At 48.1% G+C, this 17,664-nt stretch carries 16 protein-coding genes; 5 read left to right on the top strand and 11 right to left on the bottom strand.

Features of this window, described 5'->3' with window-relative positions:
• Positions 1 to 96 precede the first annotated feature (96 nt).
• On the top strand, positions 97 to 261 hold the full coding sequence (locus JSQ80_RS30155) for an aspartyl-phosphate phosphatase Spo0E family protein (RefSeq protein ID WP_176392944.1): 165 nt from the start codon (positions 97 to 99) through the stop codon (positions 259 to 261).
• Positions 262 to 365: 104 nt separating this feature from the next.
• Here the strand turns inward: JSQ80_RS30155 and JSQ80_RS27185 are convergent, their stop codons facing one another.
• The 5 genes from JSQ80_RS27185 to JSQ80_RS27205 all read right to left on the bottom strand — a co-directional run bounded on the left by JSQ80_RS27185 (position 366) and on the right by JSQ80_RS27205 (position 3,499).
• Positions 366 to 554 carry a hypothetical protein gene (locus JSQ80_RS27185; protein WP_206097926.1) on the bottom strand — a complete coding sequence of 63 codons (189 nt, stop codon included), beginning with the start codon at positions 552 to 554 and terminating at the stop codon, positions 366 to 368.
• Positions 555 to 604: 50 nt separating this feature from the next.
• Positions 605 to 1,063: a GNAT family N-acetyltransferase gene (locus JSQ80_RS27190; RefSeq protein WP_206097927.1), complete on the bottom strand. Its 459-nt coding sequence runs from the start codon at positions 1,061 to 1,063 to the stop codon at positions 605 to 607.
• Between the two features lie 192 nt (positions 1,064 to 1,255).
• Positions 1,256 to 2,473, bottom strand: coding sequence for an MFS transporter (locus tag JSQ80_RS27195; protein ID WP_206097928.1), 1,218 nt, complete (start codon positions 2,471 to 2,473; stop codon positions 1,256 to 1,258).
• A gap of 196 nt (positions 2,474 to 2,669) precedes the next feature.
• Positions 2,670 to 3,095 carry a MarR family winged helix-turn-helix transcriptional regulator gene (locus tag JSQ80_RS27200; protein ID WP_087435601.1) on the bottom strand — a complete coding sequence of 142 codons (426 nt, stop codon included), beginning with the start codon at positions 3,093 to 3,095 and terminating at the stop codon, positions 2,670 to 2,672.
• A gap of 92 nt (positions 3,096 to 3,187) precedes the next feature.
• On the bottom strand, positions 3,188 to 3,499 hold the full coding sequence (locus tag JSQ80_RS27205; RefSeq protein ID WP_206097929.1) for a CHY zinc finger protein: 312 nt from the start codon (positions 3,497 to 3,499) through the stop codon (positions 3,188 to 3,190).
• A 187-nt stretch (positions 3,500 to 3,686) separates the two neighbouring features.
• Between JSQ80_RS27205 and JSQ80_RS27210 the strand changes: the two genes are divergently transcribed.
• Entirely contained in the window at positions 3,687 to 4,226 is a 540-nt protein-coding gene (locus JSQ80_RS27210) for a superoxide dismutase family protein (protein WP_087435599.1), read from the top strand.
• 161 nt (positions 4,227 to 4,387) lie between these two features.
• Here JSQ80_RS27210 and JSQ80_RS27215 read toward each other — a convergent pair whose 3' ends face one another.
• The 5 genes from JSQ80_RS27215 to JSQ80_RS27235 all read right to left on the bottom strand — a co-directional run bounded on the left by JSQ80_RS27215 (position 4,388) and on the right by JSQ80_RS27235 (position 10,813).
• The gene (locus JSQ80_RS27215; RefSeq protein ID WP_206097930.1) at positions 4,388 to 4,915 is read right to left on the bottom strand and encodes a GNAT family N-acetyltransferase; all 528 of its coding nucleotides are present in this window, start codon (positions 4,913 to 4,915) and stop codon (positions 4,388 to 4,390) included.
• A gap of 130 nt (positions 4,916 to 5,045) precedes the next feature.
• Positions 5,046 to 5,459, bottom strand: a complete 414-nt coding sequence (locus JSQ80_RS27220) for a hypothetical protein (protein ID WP_206097931.1) — start codon at positions 5,457 to 5,459, stop codon at positions 5,046 to 5,048.
• Between the two features lie 316 nt (positions 5,460 to 5,775).
• A protein-coding gene (locus tag JSQ80_RS27225; protein ID WP_206095341.1) for an IS3 family transposase occupies positions 5,776 to 6,953 on the bottom strand; the annotation gives its coding sequence in 2 pieces (ribosomal slippage) (positions 5,776 to 6,665 and positions 6,665 to 6,953; 1,179 coding nt in all).
• Between the two features lie 118 nt (positions 6,954 to 7,071).
• Positions 7,072 to 8,619 carry a group II intron reverse transcriptase/maturase gene (gene ltrA, locus JSQ80_RS27230; RefSeq protein ID WP_336245863.1) on the bottom strand — a complete coding sequence of 516 codons (1,548 nt, stop codon included), beginning with the start codon at positions 8,617 to 8,619 and terminating at the stop codon, positions 7,072 to 7,074.
• Between the two features lie 520 nt (positions 8,620 to 9,139).
• On the bottom strand, positions 9,140 to 10,813 hold the full coding sequence (locus tag JSQ80_RS27235; protein WP_206097932.1) for a DUF4855 domain-containing protein: 1,674 nt from the start codon (positions 10,811 to 10,813) through the stop codon (positions 9,140 to 9,142).
• Positions 10,814 to 11,284: 471 nt separating this feature from the next.
• Here JSQ80_RS27235 and JSQ80_RS27240 point away from each other — a divergent pair, with 471 nt between their 5' ends.
• Genes JSQ80_RS27240 through JSQ80_RS27250 form a run of 3 tightly spaced genes read left to right on the top strand, consistent with a single transcriptional unit; the run spans position 11,285 to position 15,219 of the window.
• Complete coding sequence (locus tag JSQ80_RS27240) at positions 11,285 to 12,907, top strand: spore germination protein (RefSeq protein ID WP_418888915.1); 1,623 nt, start codon at positions 11,285 to 11,287, stop codon at positions 12,905 to 12,907.
• Positions 12,879 to 13,988, top strand: coding sequence for a GerAB/ArcD/ProY family transporter (locus tag JSQ80_RS27245; protein ID WP_206097933.1), 1,110 nt, complete (start codon positions 12,879 to 12,881; stop codon positions 13,986 to 13,988). Before JSQ80_RS27240 ends, JSQ80_RS27245 begins: the two co-directional genes overlap by 29 nt.
• Positions 13,978 to 15,219 carry a Ger(x)C family spore germination protein gene (locus JSQ80_RS27250; protein WP_206097934.1) on the top strand — a complete coding sequence of 414 codons (1,242 nt, stop codon included), beginning with the start codon at positions 13,978 to 13,980 and terminating at the stop codon, positions 15,217 to 15,219. Before JSQ80_RS27245 ends, JSQ80_RS27250 begins: the two co-directional genes overlap by 11 nt.
• A 101-nt stretch (positions 15,220 to 15,320) precedes the next feature.
• Here the strand turns inward: JSQ80_RS27250 and JSQ80_RS27255 are convergent, their stop codons facing one another.
• Positions 15,321 to 17,609, bottom strand: coding sequence for a fibronectin type III domain-containing protein (locus JSQ80_RS27255; protein ID WP_206097935.1), 2,289 nt, complete (start codon positions 17,607 to 17,609; stop codon positions 15,321 to 15,323).
• Positions 17,610 to 17,664: the final 55 nt, after the last annotated feature.

The raw sequence follows: 17,664 nt of genomic DNA on the forward strand, positions 1-17,664 counted from the left end.
ACAACAATCATGGATGTCCGTCTTCAATGTGCTGAAAATGCGAGGTGGCAAAAGTTGTACCTGTACGACAAATTAGACGATAATGAGCTATCAAAGATGATACAAAATCTTAGGCAGCGGCTTGTCCTTACAGTTAGTGAAAAGAATAATTTTACAGACAAAGAAGTTGTATTGCTAAGCCAAGAGCTAGATGTTTATATTTTGGAGTACCAGAAAAAAACGTTTCACAAGGAACTACGACAGTTCAAAGTTAACCATTGAGGTTTACTGGTGAAATCTACTCTTATGCGTTCATTTCCTATTGCATACAGGGACTCTGCATGGCGAACCATATAGATGACGATGTTCAGCTTAACCTCCTACGGTCACTCGTCACAGCACCTCGCATTATTCGCTTGCTTCTCCATATGATAGGCCATTTCCAAAAACCGCTTTGATGTATCGAAGTCTTCAACGATTCTTGAATAAACTCCTATCCATCCTGCTACTTTAGAATCTTCTTTTTGGGCAAACTGTTGTTTGAATTGGCTAATTCCTTTTTTCATTTCGTCCATGTTTACGGGCACTTCGTGTAACTTTTCATCAAAAGTAACATTCATGCATGTTATGGAATGTCTCTATTCATGAACGTGTATTTCGCAACGATTTCCCCCCATGGGGCAATCCCTGTTTCCACAAATCCAACCGCTCTATATAAGTTGGCCGCTTGTTCATTCATTGGATCATATCCGAGGAAGACCGCTTCCGCGCAATTCTCTTTTTGATTAATGTCATCAAGAATAAGAAGCATTGCCTGCTTGCCATATCCTCGGCCCTGATAGTTCCGGTCTATCATAAAGCGATAAATCCAGTAGTTATGATCATCCGCATCAATCCCGAACATGGCAAACCCGATCATCGTTTCGTCCAGGTAAATCGCCTTACAGGTGAAATTGTCTAAAAACTGAGCTTCAGCTATCGAGTATAAATTAGTAGCGATGAATCCCTCTTGCTCTTTCTTGGGTTTTAATTCTATGCATTCCTTCCAATTGGCTGGCGTTACCGCCCTAATACAAATGCTCATCCAGATTCCTCCTCGAACTCATATTGCCATGTCTCACACCGTATGCTGCCTTCCTTTCATTATACAAATTGGCATCTCACAGATCGAGCGCAACTTCAGCAAAAAAGGACAGAACATTCAGCGTTCCATCCCCGTTGCATCTGCATGTTTAAGAGCTTGCCAAGCTAGTTACGCCGCAGCCATCCATTATAACTAGCCATCCTTAACCGTTATACGGAAGGAAGCAACAAAGCTTAAAAGTATAAATAACAATTGAGCGGATAACGCCAGCATAATGCCTGTGAATATTCCCCATGCAAGCGTTTCGCTAATTGCTATGAGAGCGCCTCCTATTCCAATGCTTAATCCGGGGCCGAACGCATCAACGAATTGTAGATTGGCTGACACCTCTCCTTCTTTGCCTGGCTCGGCATGCTGCAGCGCAACGGCTCCCGTCGTCGGGTTTGCCAGTCCTATGCCAAAACCAGTGCATATTTGCGAAATGACCGCCCACACGATTCCTCCGCCAGGTAACCCAATTATGGTGATAACTAACGCCACCCCGACGATCATCACGCTGACACCGATATTGACTCTCTTTTTCCTGCCCTTTCCACAATCTCGTTCGTCAAGCTTGGATTGCAGCCAAGCCGCTGTGGACCAGCTTAATGCTCCTGCTGCAACGATCAGACCCGCAAGGTCAGCAGATAGACCTTTCACCTCGGTTAGAGCCAAGACGACGTAGCTTTCCGTGGCGACGTAGCAAGCAACATAGAACCCTCTGGACACTATGGTTGCCGGCAAGCCTTTTCGAACGCTAAAGCTCCCTGCAGGCAGCAGCTTGCGCAAAGGCTGAATCAAGATGACAACTCCTGCTGCCGCTAGCGCCATCCCCTGCCAATCGGATATAGCGCCTAAGCCGGTTAGCAGCAACCCCGTGCCGAGTGTTAGGATGATGGCGTATATTTCTTTATGTTCCTTATGACTGCCATGTGCAGTTGATACGCGCTCGGCTTTTTGCAATTTGTGAAATGAAGGAAGGGTTAAGAATACGGCTGCAATAATGAAAGGGACAACACACCAAAATACAAATCTCCACGATGCAAATTCAGCGATAAGTCCAGCCAAATAGGGTCCAATTAATGCAGGCAAAATATAAGCGCTGGAAAAAGCGGCAATAAAGGATGGAGCGACACCCCGTCTCCCAATTTGTTGCCCCATGATCATCGTGCCAATCATTTGAGATAACAGAAAAGCAGTAAATATCCAGCCATATAAATGGATACCGTCTAAACTTTGAGCCAATTTGGGAGCAATCGTCGTAATGGCCAGCCCCTCAAAAGCCACAGTTGTAACGACCAAAATAATTCCGATTGTCAACGCCCGGTATGAAGCATCAAAAATCCCAACCTTTTTCGAATTCGTTGTCATCCTCGCACCCCCATACTTGTCACAACCGTAATTGCTATAGCAACTATATTTCCAAAAAAATTTATTCCTTAGCATCTAATCCTGCTTCGTTTCTGCTAAAAATCGGCATCGCCTCCATTTTATTTATTTGTCTTGACGATAATGGTCATAGCAACTATTTGTCCATAAAATGAAGGATCCCGGCAAGAATATCGAGCTACAGATCCTTTACATTGTTATACATAATGGAAAGTGTCCTTCTAAAGTTTTCAACTTCCTCTTCGGTTAAACCTTCTATCGTTTTCTTATAAGCTTCAATCGATGGTTCAAGAATTTCTTCCTTGATGTCTCTTCCTTTGGAGGTTAAATAGACACGCAGCGATCTTCTATCCGTCTCATGGGTGACACGGTGGATAAAGCCCTTTTTCTCCAGCTTGAACAACATCCGCGCAATGTTCGTCTGATCCTTATACAGCCTTTCTGCAAGCTCTTTCTGCGTGATGCCCTCCTGCTCCCACAGAACGACGAGAATTTCCCATTGATCGACGGTAATATCGAAGGGGTTTACGACTTTTTGATAATAATTGTTCAGTTTTAAATCTGCCCGGTGCACAATGACGCCGATATACTTTTCTAATTCCAAGATTAGCCTCCATTTTATTGCGTATGTCGATAGTTGCTACGACCATTATAATTGCGACCTGTAATGATGTCAATACGACTGACGCCGGGCGTCTACTCAAAATATAGATGATTGTGGTTCACGCATCCCGGATTAAACGGAACATGACATAATGGACATCTATAATGACTGGTTAGATATTCATTAATGGTCAGCTCGGCATTACAATTTCCGCAAAGGATTGCCTTTGTGTCCCACTCCTCTTTTAACCATACCTCTGGTGTGTGACCAGCCGCTTCCTCATGACAGAAATAACATCCGTAATACGTGTCGCAACACTTGAATTTTATAGCTACGATATCCACTTCCTCATGGTAATGTCTGCATCTGCTCTGCTCATCTATCGCTCCCGCAACATGAATCATACGCTAACCTCGCATTTTTATTTTGTTCTGCACTCACTGACTTGTTCCTATAGATTGGTTGTCATCGGACCCTTCTATTTTAAGAATATCACAATGGGCGCTCTCGAGAAATGCTGCTTCGCACCGTTTTCTTTGTACAAAAAGTGTGAACACTGATACAGAAACAACGTACATCAAGGAGGACAAGATGAATAAATTTGCTATTGCATGCCTGCTGGCGGGCGGCCTGATATTAAGTGCCTGCGGCGCCAATGAAGCCCTTGCCGAAGAAAAATCGCCTGCTGTAACGGTCAAAATCATAAACAGCAAAGGAGCAAACATCGGCACCGCGCAACTCAGCCAGATAGGCGACCACGTACAAATCGTTATCGAGGCGCAAAATCTGCCGCCGGGGCCACATGGCACCCACTTTCATGCCGCAGGCCGATGCGATCCGCCGGATTTCACAACGGCAGAAGCGCATTTGAATCCTCAGCGCAGGCAGCATGGCTTCGAAAATCCAAAAGGGTTTCACGCCGGAGATTTGCCGAATATTGAGGTCAGTGCCGACGGCAAAGTGCGCGCCAATATTACGACCAAGACGGTAACTCTCGAAAAAGGCAAGCCCAATTCGTTGCTGAGACCCGGCGGCACGTCCTTGATCATTCATGAGAAAGCCGATGATTATATCACGGATGCAACGGGCAACTCCGGTGATCGCATCGCCTGTGCTGCAATCACAGAGTAATTAATTCGCCGCTCCGGAGCATTGGACTGCATGCAAATGTCCAGTGACATCGATCCGCTATACAGCCCTCTTATGCTTTCATGTCAATGGCTTACAGCCAGAGTCATCGGCAGAGGAGGGCAGCCGTTTTATAATTTCGTATTTTATCATCTATTTTCCTTTTAGGCAGGGGCCAACTCAAAACTGGCCCTTGTTCCTGAATAGATGTAATGCTTTTTGTTGAAAATATGTTCCTCTCTTTCAAACGTAAATCCTATTTTTTCTGCTACTTTAATGGATTGAATGTTGTTTGGAGCGATAATGCTTACCAGTTTGTTCTTCTTTAATTGTTGGAATCCATATTCTTTACATTTTAAAGCTGCTTCGGCAGCAAATCCTTTCGACCAATATCTTTTATGGATATGGTACCCAATTTCCACTTCAGCCTCTCCGTTGATGATTTGCGTGATAAGTCCGCAATCTCCTATCACTTCGTCGGTATCTTTCAAACACACCGCCCATAATCCAAAGCCATCCGCTTTATACCTCTTTTGATTTCTGGAAATCCAGGTATGCGTTTGTTCTATTGTAAATGGAGCTGGATAAAATCTCATCGTTTCCGCATCCGAAAATATTTCATGTAGAGCAGCAGCATCATCTGCTTCGAAATGTCTTAAATAGAGTCTTTCCGTTTCCAGAATGAAACTCATACGTACTCTCTCCCTTAACGCGTGCATTTAATAGTGGTGATTATGATATCTGCCTATTCCATACTATTATATACAAATAACAAAGCCCTCAAGATTAATAAATCTCGAAGGCTATTTTTCAAATATAGTTTCATCCTTTTTCTTCTTCAATACTCGATAAAAACTTGAATTGCATGTGCATTCCCGCCCCTGCCTGCATATTCAGCAAGTTGATAACATCCTTTGCATTTTGGGTCATGCCATCTTCATTTGCACGTTGTTCAGCAGTAAGGCGGTGTTGAGCGGTGACGGGACTTATGGATTCCTCCTCGGCTTGCATTGCTTCACTCAACAAAATTTTGGTGCCGTCCGGCCTTACGATATATTGCCGCACATAAGCCCCTTCCTTACAAGTAACCAGCTTCCCTTTTTTCTCGTCACCTTGCTTATCCTCTGTCTTCTCCGCCTCTTTTTCCAAAAGCACCGAACTAAACAACTCTTTGCTCGCATTGGATTTCGTTCGTTGAGCTGCAAAAGTATGGCTTCCACCAGATTGAATACGCATATTCACACTCCCTTTTTGCGCATGGCAACTACTCTAAATAATGTGACTTCCATAAATATCGGAAACTAGCGGTTAAAAGTTAACCCGAGCGGACAAGTTGCGAATATTGTGGAGACGCGGAACACTCCAACTGCAATTGCACATTTAATTACTCCGATTGTCCCCCATTCGCGCCCCGGAACTGGTCGAGTAGGCGGGGCCTTTCCTTCCGAGGATTGAGCCCCTACCCCTCACAGATCCGTACGTGCGCAATTAACGCATACGGCTCTTCACATCAATCTGGTCATACCCCTGTCAAGTAGACAGATGAAAAAAGCTATGCAGCCAGCGCGTGCCGATACTCAATTGGCGCGCGCTGTTTGAGTTTGGCTTGAAAGCGTTGATAATTATAAAAGTAGATATACTCTTCTACAGCTTGATGAATCTCAACTTCTGACGTACACTGCTGAAGATACAACTTCTCTGTTTTGAGATGCGAAAAGAAGGATTCGATGCAGGCGTTATCCAGGCAGGTTGCTTTGCGAGAGTGGCTGCCTTTGACGCTGAATGCTTCCAATCGTGAGTTGTAGGCCTGAGACGTGTACTGGAAGCCCTGATCCGAATGGAGCACGGCTTCCGAAACGTCTCTTTTTCGTGTCCACTGCTCAATCGTATCCAGCACCAGCTTTACGTCGTTTCGCTCGGATAATTGCCAAGCCACAATTTCATTGTTGAACAGATCTTGTATCGCCGACAGGTAATAAAAGCGTGTGCCGTCGGAGATATACGTAATATCGGTGACTAGCTTCTGCTGCGGACCTACAGCATGGAATTGACGCTTCAATCGGTTAGGATACACGACGGAAGGCGTAGAACTAGAACGCTTTCGTTTCTTGCGAATGACGGACTGGATAGATAATTCCTTCATAAGCCGCCATACTTTTTTATGGTTAATACGATAACCAGCCTCCCATAAAGCTGTCATCATACGAGGATATCCAAAATAGGGGTGCGCAAAGTGAATAGCCATCATGTGCTCCTTGATCTCGTGATCCCTTGTTTGTCTTTCGGCCCTTAATGACCGTGTCGCTCGCCACTTGTAATAACTAGCCCTAGGTACCCCCGCAATGGCTAACAAACGCGTAACATCATAGAGATCACGCAGCTCTTCAATCACTTGGTAGTTATCCTGCGAACGGAGCGTGCCTCCTTTACCAGATTTGGATACCGCTTTTTTAAGTAATCGACCTGTGCTTTCAAATAATCCCGTTCTTGTTCTACAGTGTCAAAGGCTGTACGCGGACGTCCCTTAAGAAGATTCGATACCCCTTTACGGATATCGAACGCTTCTCCATGCTGCCACTTCCTTACCCATACTTTTAATTGGGTACAGTTTCTGATTTCTAACTTTTCCGCTACCGTTTTATAGCTGGCCTTCCCTTCTAAATACGCTTTGACTGCTGCTAGTTTGAATTCTTCGGTATACTGTTGAAACACTTGTCCCTTTCTAGCCATAGAAAAATCCCCTCCAAGTTCACTCTTGTTCCTCATGATAGCACAAGGTTTTTTTTGAGTGTCTACTTAAAGGGGATAATACCAATCATTTGCAACGTATGGTTTTTTTTTTTTTTTCTTAATCGTAGATATTGATATAGATACGCGGCTTGGGTAGATTCCAGCGCTCCACGAGGTCATAGAATTTCCCTTTGCTATAGCTCTGCCGTTGGCTTCTACGGTTTAACCATTTGAACATGGATTTCTGTACCAAGTATGAGTACGTTCTTACGCTCTTGTAGTTATCCGTTATTCCGTAGTACCGGAAATGACCTATTAATTTTGCACGAATCTTTGGTATAGTTAAGGTTAGTTTCTTGTGTCTTGCTTGTTTCATCCAGGCGTCAAACGCTTTTATTTTCTGCCTGAATTTCTTCTTGCTCGTTTTGCGTTTGACTCGAAAGCTCCCCGTTCGACTTTTCCCACAGTAATGGGTAAATCCCAGAAAGTCGAACGTGTCCGGCTTTCCGAGGCCGGCTTTCCTCCTTGCAGCCTCAGCGAAGCGGCCGAATCGTATAATCTTTGTTTTCTCTTCGGCCACTGTTAAATTGAATTTAGCCAAGCGCTTGAGCAGCGCATAATAAAATCGCTCGGCATCGTCTTTGAACTGAAACATGCACACGAAGTCATCTGCGAACCGCACCATTTCCGCTCGGCCCCTCAATCGCTTCTTCACGGCTGCATCGAACCATAGGTCTAGTACGTAATGCAGGTAGATATTCGCTAACAGCGGGGATACCGCGGAACCTTGTGGGGTTCCTTCCTCGGTTGGTTCGAATACCCCATTTTCCTGTATCCCTGCAATGAGCATTCTTTTCACAAGACGATGGATGTTTGGGTCCCCGATTCTTTTATCCAGGAACTTCATCAGCCATTCATGATTGACATGATTGAAGAAACCCGAGATATCCGCATCGACTACATACTCCATTTTCCCTCGTTCCATATTGTATGTGACCCGTTTTAGCGCATCGTGCATGCTTCGTCCCGGCCGAAATCCGTAGGAGTTTTCCAGAAAGTCCTGTTCATATATCGCTTCGAGCAGTCGTTTGAGTGCCATCTGCACTAGTTTATCCTCGTAAGCGGGTATGCCAAGCGGCCTTCTGCTTTTCTCATCCTTGGGGATATACGTCCTTCGCGCTGGCAGTGGCCGGTAGCTTTTCTTCTTCAGCCGGTCCACCAAATTCTTTACGTTGGCTCCCAATTCACGCTCGTACATCTCTTTTGTTATGCCATCTACTCCTGTTGCCTTCCCCGGTTTCATCTTCCTGTGACATGCTATGAGTGCTTCTTCATTAATGAGGTGCCCTATGGAAGTGAATCTTAGATTCGGGTCTGACTTGGCCATACTTGCTATTCTTGCTAATTTGGTTTCCATATTGATTCTGCCTCCGTTGTGCAGTACATGTTTCCTTAACAAGATCGATTGTTGTGTCGCCTGCCTTCCCTCTGCCAACATTACATCGGCTTCTTCGGTACTATGCGGCGATCCGACTCCCTGACTGCCTTTTGGCTTTCTTGCGTTTCGTCGCTTGGCCGCCATACTCCCAAAGTCGTTCCTAACGAGTACTTGTCTTCGGAAGAGCGTCAGGGTCTCCCAAGTTGCCGAGTGATTATTGGTATGCATGCCTGGCTCTTCGACCCCGGGGAAGCTCCGTCTAAACTCACCTGTTTTTTTTTTTTTCGCTTAGCGGAGTATTGCCTTCCAGCCTTTTGACACTGTCGGCCTTCCCGATTTCTGCATTTCGTGGCTCAATCACTTTCAGGCCTACATCCTATCTGTCTACGCTTAAACGAACCTGTTACCATGTTCGCTCCAAGACTCGTTATTGGTGGCGTGGTTAGTGCCTTTCCAAGCAGGGTTTACACCTGCTACCTCACTCGACCTATGCTTGGTCGCTCCAAAAGCTCAGTTCATTCCCGTCTAATCACACAAATAATGGTAATCCCATCATTTTCAAATGTACTTTTGCTTTTCAGAGGCCGAAAAATGCTGATTTTCCGCAAAATAACTGCACAATTGCAGTTGACTGTGTTCTAAGTTCCTTAAATACTCTGACTTCAGCCGCGGAGCAAAAGAAAACGAGCGAAATGGAGGAGAAATCCACCAAATCGCTCGCAATGTCCAGCTGGACCCTAGCAGAGTGCTAAGAGGCAGGCTGCTTCTGATAGGTTCCCTTAACGAATTGATACATCCAATCGTACAGCTCGCGTGCCCGCGGATCGGTGCTGCGGGCACTTTCCAAGAGACCGCCCACACCCTGATAGTATGCCTTGAAGGCGCCTGTCATGAATCCGTTATCTACGCCGCTATTCAAATATTCGATATACCGCTTGCGGAATCCCGGATCATGATTCATCCGTTCATCTGTTTCCATTTCAATTCCAAGGCCGTGATGCTGCGCCAAATAAGCGGCATCATCGACCCGGACCGCTTCCGTTCCATCGAAGTAATGGTTCGGCTGCAGCATGGTGGCATCGAAGCCGAGGGCCTTGCCTGCAAAGTTCATGTTCGCGGAGAAAAACGGAATCCAGAAAAATTTCTTGTCAGCTTGGTGCACCAAGTCACGTGAATAACGAAGCAGATTCATATCGACGGTTTCTCTTCCGTGCTCGACGCCTTCAGCCAGCCAATACATGCCAACTAAATCCAGCCGATCATAGTCGCCTTGCAACCACCGCTGTTTCACTTGATCCATATACCACTTAATCGCTTTTGTTCGGTTTGCAAAAGCCGCTTCTTCGCCAACTTCGGCAGCATTGAAATTTTCGGACACGCCGTCGCCATCCACATCGCCAAAGTCAGAAATCTTTTCGCCTGCATACGGAATCATCAATACGACTTTCACTATATGATTGGAATCATTGAGCTTGACTCCGGTTTCTTTCACTGCTTCATTCAGATTTGCCATGTCGCCATCCGCCTTGAACGTCTTGTCCAAGTACCATTTCCAATCGTTTAATACGGCGGTGCTGCCGAAATCACGCTGATTGTCATCTGTTTTCAGACCCAAATACAGCACCCCGTCATACATCCAGTCCGTCGGATTGCCCTGCTCGTCGACATAGCTGACGTATGGGATAATATTGTCTTTCTTCCAGTCACCGCGGTCATTTTCATACTTGCCGTTATAAAGTAGCAGCAAATCACGAATGTCCGCCGTATCGCGGCCAGGCTTCAAATACTCAGGCGTAACCGGTTTCAAATCAAAAGCATCTTGCGTCTTCCCGTCAACGCCATAGATCTCAACTTCGTCCAAAAATACCCACACTGTCGTCGTTATCGCTACTTTCACGTAACGCGCATACGCTTTCTTCGCGTCAAGAGACGGATCAGGCACGCCATCCACTTCACCATCCCATACATAATCAACGCCGGTAGCGCTCTTATCTGCCCAGATCGGTTCCGGAGAAGCCATATGCTTCACAGGCGCCCAGTTCTGCCCGTCTTCCGACACATAGTAAGTGAGTATATTCGGACTGTAAATTGCGGCAGGGCCTTCATACAGAAAATGCGTTTTAATGCGTCCAATCGATTTGTTCTCACCCAGATCAAACGTAATCTCTCGCGTTTTGCCTCCTAAGAATGCGACCCAAGCCGGATCCCAGAACGCGTTCAAATCTCCAAATTTTCCATCCGTCAATCTGTTTCCGTTATCTTGATGCTCTTGGTGCGGCGCTTCGGAATACGAATATGTGCTGCTCGGCGCTAAGTTACTCATCTCCTGAGCCTCACCTTCCTCGGCATATGATACTTGCACAGTTGACAACATCAAGACCGCGGCAAGCAACAAAGAGGCCCATTTGTTCATCTTCTTCATAAACTGGTCTCCTTTCCCCTCATTAAAGTGGCAACATGAGCCATCAACTGCGATGAGGCTCATGTTGTTCCTTCATTATAGATCGGAGAAATTCTCCAAATTATAATTATAGTCCAAAAAACCTGTACAATTTTCCAGAATGATGTCGATGACTGTCTTCTCATATCTCCCGAGCATAAATAGACGTGTTCCGATCATCGAACTCTTGAACCATTAACGCGAGAGCGCCTCTGCCTTTCCTCCCAGATTCAGTCCCCGATACACAGTCTGCCAATTAAGGATAAACACAGTGCGATTCGCTGTATATTCCATACTGAAATGCGCATTCTACACCATATGGTGATGACAATGAGAGATCTATCGTTATTGCAATTTCCAACGTGGGACATATGGCTGGCGGCTGTCTTCAGCTTCCTTGCTCCCTATATCGCCTATAGGCTGTTCCACTGGCTTGGCACGAACGAGCAATTCATGCAACGGTGGCAATCGTACAAATCCAAACCGAAAGCCTCGGCCCAGACGACAATGTGCTCTCAGCTGCGAAAGCCGCCAGAGAAGTCAGAGGGCGAAGCGATGCTCGATCGGACGCTGAACCGAAATGTGGATGCCATCTGCAAGCAGCTTGGTGACAATACAGACTTGTACCTGCGTCCATTTCAATTCGGACAGCATCAACAAGCCATGCTCATGTACATGGACTGCGCGACCGACAAGCAGCTGCTGGACGAATTTGTCTTGAAGCCGCTCATGAAGCTTTCTTCCGACGGCAATATAGAGCGGATGGATCCGAATCGGTTCGTCCGTCGGCTGCGTCTCGAATGGATTCCGATGAGCGAGCTTGAGGACACGCACAGCCTGACCCGCTCCATCGCGGCGATGCTGGTCGGATCCGCCGTCTTGCTCATCGACGGGGCGGACCGGGCCATTCTTATCGGCGCCAAGACGAAGCTGCTGCGCACCATCGACGAGCCCTCGACCGAGACGCTCGTCCGCGGCCCTCGCCTTGGCTTCATCGAGTCGCTGCGCGCCAACACCGTTATCCTCCGTGACCGGACGAACGATCCGAACTTCAAAGTGGTGGGCTTCGAGCTCGGCCGGCGCAACCGGAAGAAAGTGTCGCTCTTCTACATTCAGGACATCGCTCAACCCGAGCTCGTCGAAGAAGTGAAGCGGAGAATCAGCCAGATTGACGTTGACGACCTGCCCGAGTCGGGTTATATCGAGCAAATGATTGAGGACAACTACATGTCCCCTTTTCCGCAAATACAAACAACGGAACGCCCCGACCGGGTCATTGCCGGACTGTTGGAAGGGCGGGTCGCCATCATGCTGGACGGATCGCCGTTCGCGCTCGTCGCTCCCGTGACCTTCAACATGCTGCTGCAGACGCCGGAGGATTACTACTCGCGCTGGCTCCCGGGATCGCTGCTCCGCATGCTGCGTTATGTATCAGTCTTCGTAGCCATGTTCGGCCCTGCGCTGTACATCGCCTTCATCTCGTTCCATCAAGGGCTTATCCCGACGAAGCTCGCCATCTCGATGTCAGGCACGCGCGAAGGCGTCCCGTTCCCGCCCTTGGTGGAAGCGCTGATGATGGAAGTCGCGATCGAAATTTTGCGCGAAGCGGGCCTGCGCCTGCCAAAACCAGTCGGGCAAGCCGTCGGGCTGGTCGGAGGACTCGTCATTGGGCAAGCGGCGGTAGAAGCCCACCTTGTCAGCCCGCTTATGGTCATCGTCGTTGCCTTGACGGCGATAACGTCCTTCGCCATTCCACAGTATGAGGCAGGCGTTGCCGTCCGGATGCTGCGTTTCATCGTCATGTTCTGCGCAGCCATTCTGGGGCTGTACGGCATCATCCTCTTCATCCTCATGCTGCTGACGCATGTCGTCAAGTTGAAGAGCTTCGGCTTGCCTTACGTCTCGCCGGCCGTGCCGTTCCGATCTAACGACTGGCAGGACTTTCTGTTAAGGCTGCCATTGTTCAAGCTGGTGCTTCGGCCGCGCATGCTGAAGCCGCAAGACCAACAGCGGGAAACTGACATCGCGAAGAAAGGAGGAGATGGGCATGGGTCCGGCGGACAACCTCAATCCTGATGACCTGTCGGCTACCCAAGTCGCCGTCATTCTCGCGAATTGCATACTCGGTACGGGCATTCTTACGCTGCCGCGAGTTCTCGCCGTCGCCATGGATACGCCAGACGGTTGGATTCCGATCTTGATCGCCGGCCTCATCGTGATTGCCTTCACCTCGTGGCTCGTAAAGATTGGGGCCCAATATCCGGGACAAACGTTTTTCGACTACAGCCCGGCGCTGCTCGGCGTCTGGATGAGCCGGCTGGTTGTCACCGTCATGATCGTGTACTTCATCTGCATCTCTGCTTACGAAGTGCGCGTGCTTGCGGAAGTGGTCGATATGTTCTTGCTGGAGCAAACGCCCAAAGCCGTCATCATCATTACGATGATGTGCGTATCGGCCTACCTTATCTTCGGAGGGCTCGGCGCCATTTCCCGCATGTGCGGCCTGCTGCTGCCGCCGACGGTGCTGGTGCTGTTCTTCTGTTTTGCGCTAAGTATGAAGATCTTCGATGCCAACAATTTACGCCCGGTGCTCGGAGAAGGCCCAGTCCCCGTTTTGCAGGGCATCTGGCCGTCCCTCATGATGTTTCTCGGCTTTGAGATTATGTATGTTCTTCCCGGCCGCATGAAACATCCCAAAAAAGCTTACCGGGCGGTGTGGTATGGTATCATCATCACGGTCGCGGTCTATTCATTCAGTTATTTGGCCGTCATCGGAGGGCTGTCGACCGAAACGACGAAGACGGTCACTTGGCCGTTGATTTCGCTTATCCGTTCGTTTGAGTACACCGGCATCTTGTTCGAACGGTTCGATTCGTTCCTGATGGCGATATGGTTAATGAAGATTTATTCAGCGTTCATGTTGTTTCACTATTTGCTCGTCTCCTCACTGAAGGTGTTCGGAGTGCGGCGGCCAAATGGAGGCGCGTTTGCGGTGCTGCCCGTCATCTATATGCTGGCCATGCTGCCTCGCAGCACGTTCGCCATTTTGTATTTGTTCCGGTATGTGGAATATTTATTTCTCTTCACTGTCGGGGTCGTGCCTGCGCTCTGCATGGTAATGAATTGGATTCGGAGGCGATCGCAACATGAAGCCTAATTGCAAGCTTAAGCTGCGTCGGCACCTCGCATGCTGGTCATGTCTGCTGCTCGCCTCGCTCGTGCTGCCCGGCTGCTGGGATGCGCGCATGATCAACCAATTGTCCTTCACGAGCGGGGTTGCGTTAGATCTGGCCCCTTCGCAGCTGAGGAGCGAAGAAGGAGCCACCGGAAAAAACAACGGCAATCTGCCCGAGAACCCAAACCGCCTGCAGATGACGTTCGAAATCATTATCCCGAAGATTGCGTCAGGCATGCCGTCCGGCTCCTCCACGGCGAAGCCGTTTACGAACATTACGGTGACGGGTGACACCTTGCACGAATTGACGCGGCGTATCGCCCTGGAGACAAACCCCATCTTCGCGGAACACGCGAAAGTCATCTTGATTAGCCGCAAGCTGGCGGAACAAGTCGATTTCATTAAGCTGCTCAATGTATTCTACCGAGACGAAGGGTACCGGGAGAGCTGCGTCATATTCCTTACGGATGGCGACGCAAAATCCGTATTCTCGGTGAAAGGAAACGACATTCCTACGGATACCATAATGAGTATCGCAGACAATCAATTCCGCTCCACGCGGGTACTCCCGTTATTAACGCTGCAGAAGACGATGGAGAAATTGACGAACGATACGAGCTTCGTGCTTCAGAGCCTTAATGTGTACAACGGGAAGCTTATGTTTCATAGCGGAGCGGTTATTGACGGCACAACCAAACGGTATACTGGTAATATGGGAGCGTTGGAATTGCAGGGGCTGGCCTGGCTGCATGGCAAGAAAACCGGCGGACTCGTGCGGATTCCAGAGTTCGAAGGCAAACCATCTTTCGTATACGAAGTCAAAAAGATGACTTCCCGCATCATCCCGGTCGTGAACGGGGATCAGATTTCCTTCCGGGTACAGATTAACTCCCGCGGACGCATATCGGAAGACTGGCGGCCCTTGCAGGTCACGACAAGCAAAACGGATACCGAGCAGTTGCTGCAGGATTCCCGCCGCGACGTCGAACGCGAGATCCGCCTGATGACGCAAAAAACGCTGGACCTGATCCAGCACCAGTTCGAGACTGACATCATCGGCTGCGGCAACGAGCTGCGCATTCGTTATCCGCAAGTATGGGCCAAGGTCAAGCCGAACTGGAAACGCACTTTCGCCGAAGCCCCCATTACGGTAGACGTCTCAGTTGATATCGAGGATTACGGCTTGGAGAATATGCAGTTAGAAAAAAAATAGCATTCAATGGCAAACAACCTTAGCGCCTTGCAGGCGGCTAAGGTTGTTTGCTGTATGGCTGGATGCGCTCCTTATTGCGCAAGGGATTTCTGCAGGTGTATCTATATGCCTATATGCGCCGGCCCCATGGCGGCGTTGCTGACATGAACAGGCTCCGAATTGTTTCTCACTCCGGCCGCTTTGAGGACAAAATGATAGCTTTTGCTTGAATCAACGTTCTTCAATGTATATTTATACTCGGTTTGACCTGCGACGGCCGGGATATACAGGCTCCAATTTTTGCCCACCTTATCATCTTGCTCATAAATTCTGAATCCTCTGACAGGCTCCGAGGCGCCGGAAGGGGCGTTCCATGAAATAACCGCTTTTCCGCTCTCGACTTTGATTTTAACCTGCTCGACCTTGGCAGGCTTATCGTCCGTTCTCTTGATGCTGTACTCGTCGTATTTCTTTAAGCCCTCGCCCTTGGCCGCGGTATAAGAGGTAAATTTCAGAATGTCTTTCGAGATCGAAACGTCCGTGAACATTTTTTTGAAAGGCTGAGCGTTAATGGTCGCAAAATAATCATCATACCCTGGATATTTCTCGTAGAACTTTCCGCCCACGGAGTTAGTCATCAGATACACGGTGCCTTTCGGATCGACAACATGGCCATCTTTATCTTTTACAACATTTTTGATGGGCTTATCGTTCAGCATTTGATAGGATCTCATGTACATGTGGTCATGCGCTTCGAACACCATATCTATGCCCATTTCATCGAATACAGGCACCAAATATTTTTTGTAAAATTGGATGCGGCCGTCTTCCCACTGCCCTGCATTGTCGCCTGCCGAATACGGGCCTTTATGCAAGGATACGAATTTCCACTTCTTATCGGTCTTCGCGACTTGATTCCTCATCCAGTCCAATTGGGCATTGAATTCAGGATCCGCCCACTCCAATTCGCCTTTTTTATTGAGTCCGCCCTCGAACTGAGAGTTAAATTGCATAAAGAGCGCGTCGCCATATTCAAAAGCATATACGGATCCGTCATGAGTGCCTTGAACTACGTCTTTGGGCAAGTTAAAGTGGTTGTAAAAATTATTATTTTCTGTCGTCTCATCACCGTCGTAATCTTTGACTTCATGACCGCCAAGTACGGGCACGAAAGGAACATGGGCAAATTCATTTTGCGGAATGCCTAGAAACCATTGCCATTGAGACTCCAAATCGCCGTTATCCACCAAGTCCCCGGTTAAAATAAAGAACTTCGGATCGCCAATATGATCGATCGCTCTGCGGAACGTGTCTTGCCACAGCTCGAATGTGGATTTGCTGGAGGCTTGCGAATCCGAGCCTACAATAAAATGGAAACCCTCATTGCCCGCTTGATCGGTGGCGAACGAACCGATCGGGCTCCATCCATCCGCATCCCCGTTGCCTGCACGGTATTTGTATGCCGTACCCGGCTTGAGATTATTGGCTATGACCTTATGGCTCGCAAACTTTGTCTTTTTCTTTGAAGCCCGATCGCTTTTTACCATGAAAGTCTCGATAATCGTGGAACTCCCGGTATATGTAACCGCTTTGGCTTCAGGAAATATACCGTTCACCACCTCGGAGGCTGCAACAACCTGCAGCTTCGTGCCTGTGATGTCTTTCGGCGTGTACCATGCAAATGCCGTGCTTGTTTTGGGATTTCCATTGAACGTCATATTTAATAATTGGGGCGCTTTCTGGGAAGTGTTCGTTTTTTGCAAGCCTTTGACAATGACATCCTTTATTCTGCTTGAACCGGTGTCGCCTATCGAGCCACTGCCTGATACTCTTGCATTCGAACTCACGACCCAGCGGATATATAGCCGTTCCTGGTCATTGGCATCGCTAGGGAGCGCAGCATCCGACAATGAGCCGGCAGCTTTGTAGTCCGTGCCAAGCACCAGCGCGCCGTTGGTAACATCCTTCCAATTGGCCAAGTCTGTGCTGATTTGAACCTTAAAATCACGAGGCCCTGTGCTTGACGACTTCTGTTGCGAAGATAAAGTAATATGCTCCAAACCCTTTGTCGAGAGAGTGGCAACCCAAGCTTTTTTGTCTTTTCCATTGTCCCAGCCTTGGTAACGGATGCTTTTCTCGCTTTCTTCAAACGTAAAGCCCTTTCTGGAGTTTCCCCCAACCTCTTGAACAAGCGTAGAGGAATCTTTATACAGTCCAGATGCAGCGTAGAACACGCCGGGGTCGTTCTTCATGTTCTTGAATTCCCATTTTGCCGCAATCTCTGTGCTAGCCGCCGCTGCCTGTTCTTTCGTTCCGCTTGCAAAGGCCATATTGGAGAATAACAACATCAACGCTAATAACATGGGGAGCGTTCGATAACTCTTCTTTTGCAAAGCGCGATTAACCTGCATTCCATTCCCTCTTTCCTCATATCATAAAATAAAAATATCATCCAAGGAGATGGCA

Origin of the sequence: Paenibacillus apiarius (assembly GCF_017052585.1) — a bacterium.
Classification (GTDB): Bacteria; Bacillota; Bacilli; order Paenibacillales; family Paenibacillaceae; genus Paenibacillus_B; species Paenibacillus_B apiarius.

Excerpts from the sequence above, each read along its gene's own strand:
- JSQ80_RS27220 (WP_206097931.1), bottom strand. The coding sequence starts at position 5,459 with ATGCGTATTCAATCTGGTGGAAGCCATACTTTTGCAGCTCAACGAACG.
- JSQ80_RS27245 (WP_206097933.1), top strand. The coding sequence starts at position 12,879 with ATGGGTCCGGCGGACAACCTCAATCCTGATGACCTGTCGGCTACCCAA.
- JSQ80_RS27190 (WP_206097927.1), bottom strand. The coding sequence starts at position 1,063 with ATGAGCATTTGTATTAGGGCGGTAACGCCAGCCAATTGGAAGGAATGC.
- JSQ80_RS27240 (WP_418888915.1), top strand. The coding sequence starts at position 11,285 with ATGCAACGGTGGCAATCGTACAAATCCAAACCGAAAGCCTCGGCCCAG.
- ltrA (WP_336245863.1), bottom strand. The coding sequence starts at position 8,619 with ATGCATACCAATAATCACTCGGCAACTTGGGAGACCCTGACGCTCTTC.
- JSQ80_RS27215 (WP_206097930.1), bottom strand. The coding sequence starts at position 4,915 with ATGAGTTTCATTCTGGAAACGGAAAGACTCTATTTAAGACATTTCGAA.
- JSQ80_RS27255 (WP_206097935.1), bottom strand. The coding sequence starts at position 17,609 with ATGCAGGTTAATCGCGCTTTGCAAAAGAAGAGTTATCGAACGCTCCCC.
- JSQ80_RS30155 (WP_176392944.1), top strand. The coding sequence starts at position 97 with ATGATACAAAATCTTAGGCAGCGGCTTGTCCTTACAGTTAGTGAAAAG.
- JSQ80_RS27250 (WP_206097934.1), top strand. The coding sequence starts at position 13,978 with ATGAAGCCTAATTGCAAGCTTAAGCTGCGTCGGCACCTCGCATGCTGG.
- JSQ80_RS27185 (WP_206097926.1), bottom strand. The coding sequence starts at position 554 with ATGGACGAAATGAAAAAAGGAATTAGCCAATTCAAACAACAGTTTGCC.
- JSQ80_RS27205 (WP_206097929.1), bottom strand. The coding sequence starts at position 3,499 with ATGATTCATGTTGCGGGAGCGATAGATGAGCAGAGCAGATGCAGACAT.
- JSQ80_RS27235 (WP_206097932.1), bottom strand. The coding sequence starts at position 10,813 with ATGAAGAAGATGAACAAATGGGCCTCTTTGTTGCTTGCCGCGGTCTTG.
- JSQ80_RS27210 (WP_087435599.1), top strand. The coding sequence starts at position 3,687 with ATGAATAAATTTGCTATTGCATGCCTGCTGGCGGGCGGCCTGATATTA.
- JSQ80_RS27195 (WP_206097928.1), bottom strand. The coding sequence starts at position 2,473 with ATGACAACGAATTCGAAAAAGGTTGGGATTTTTGATGCTTCATACCGG.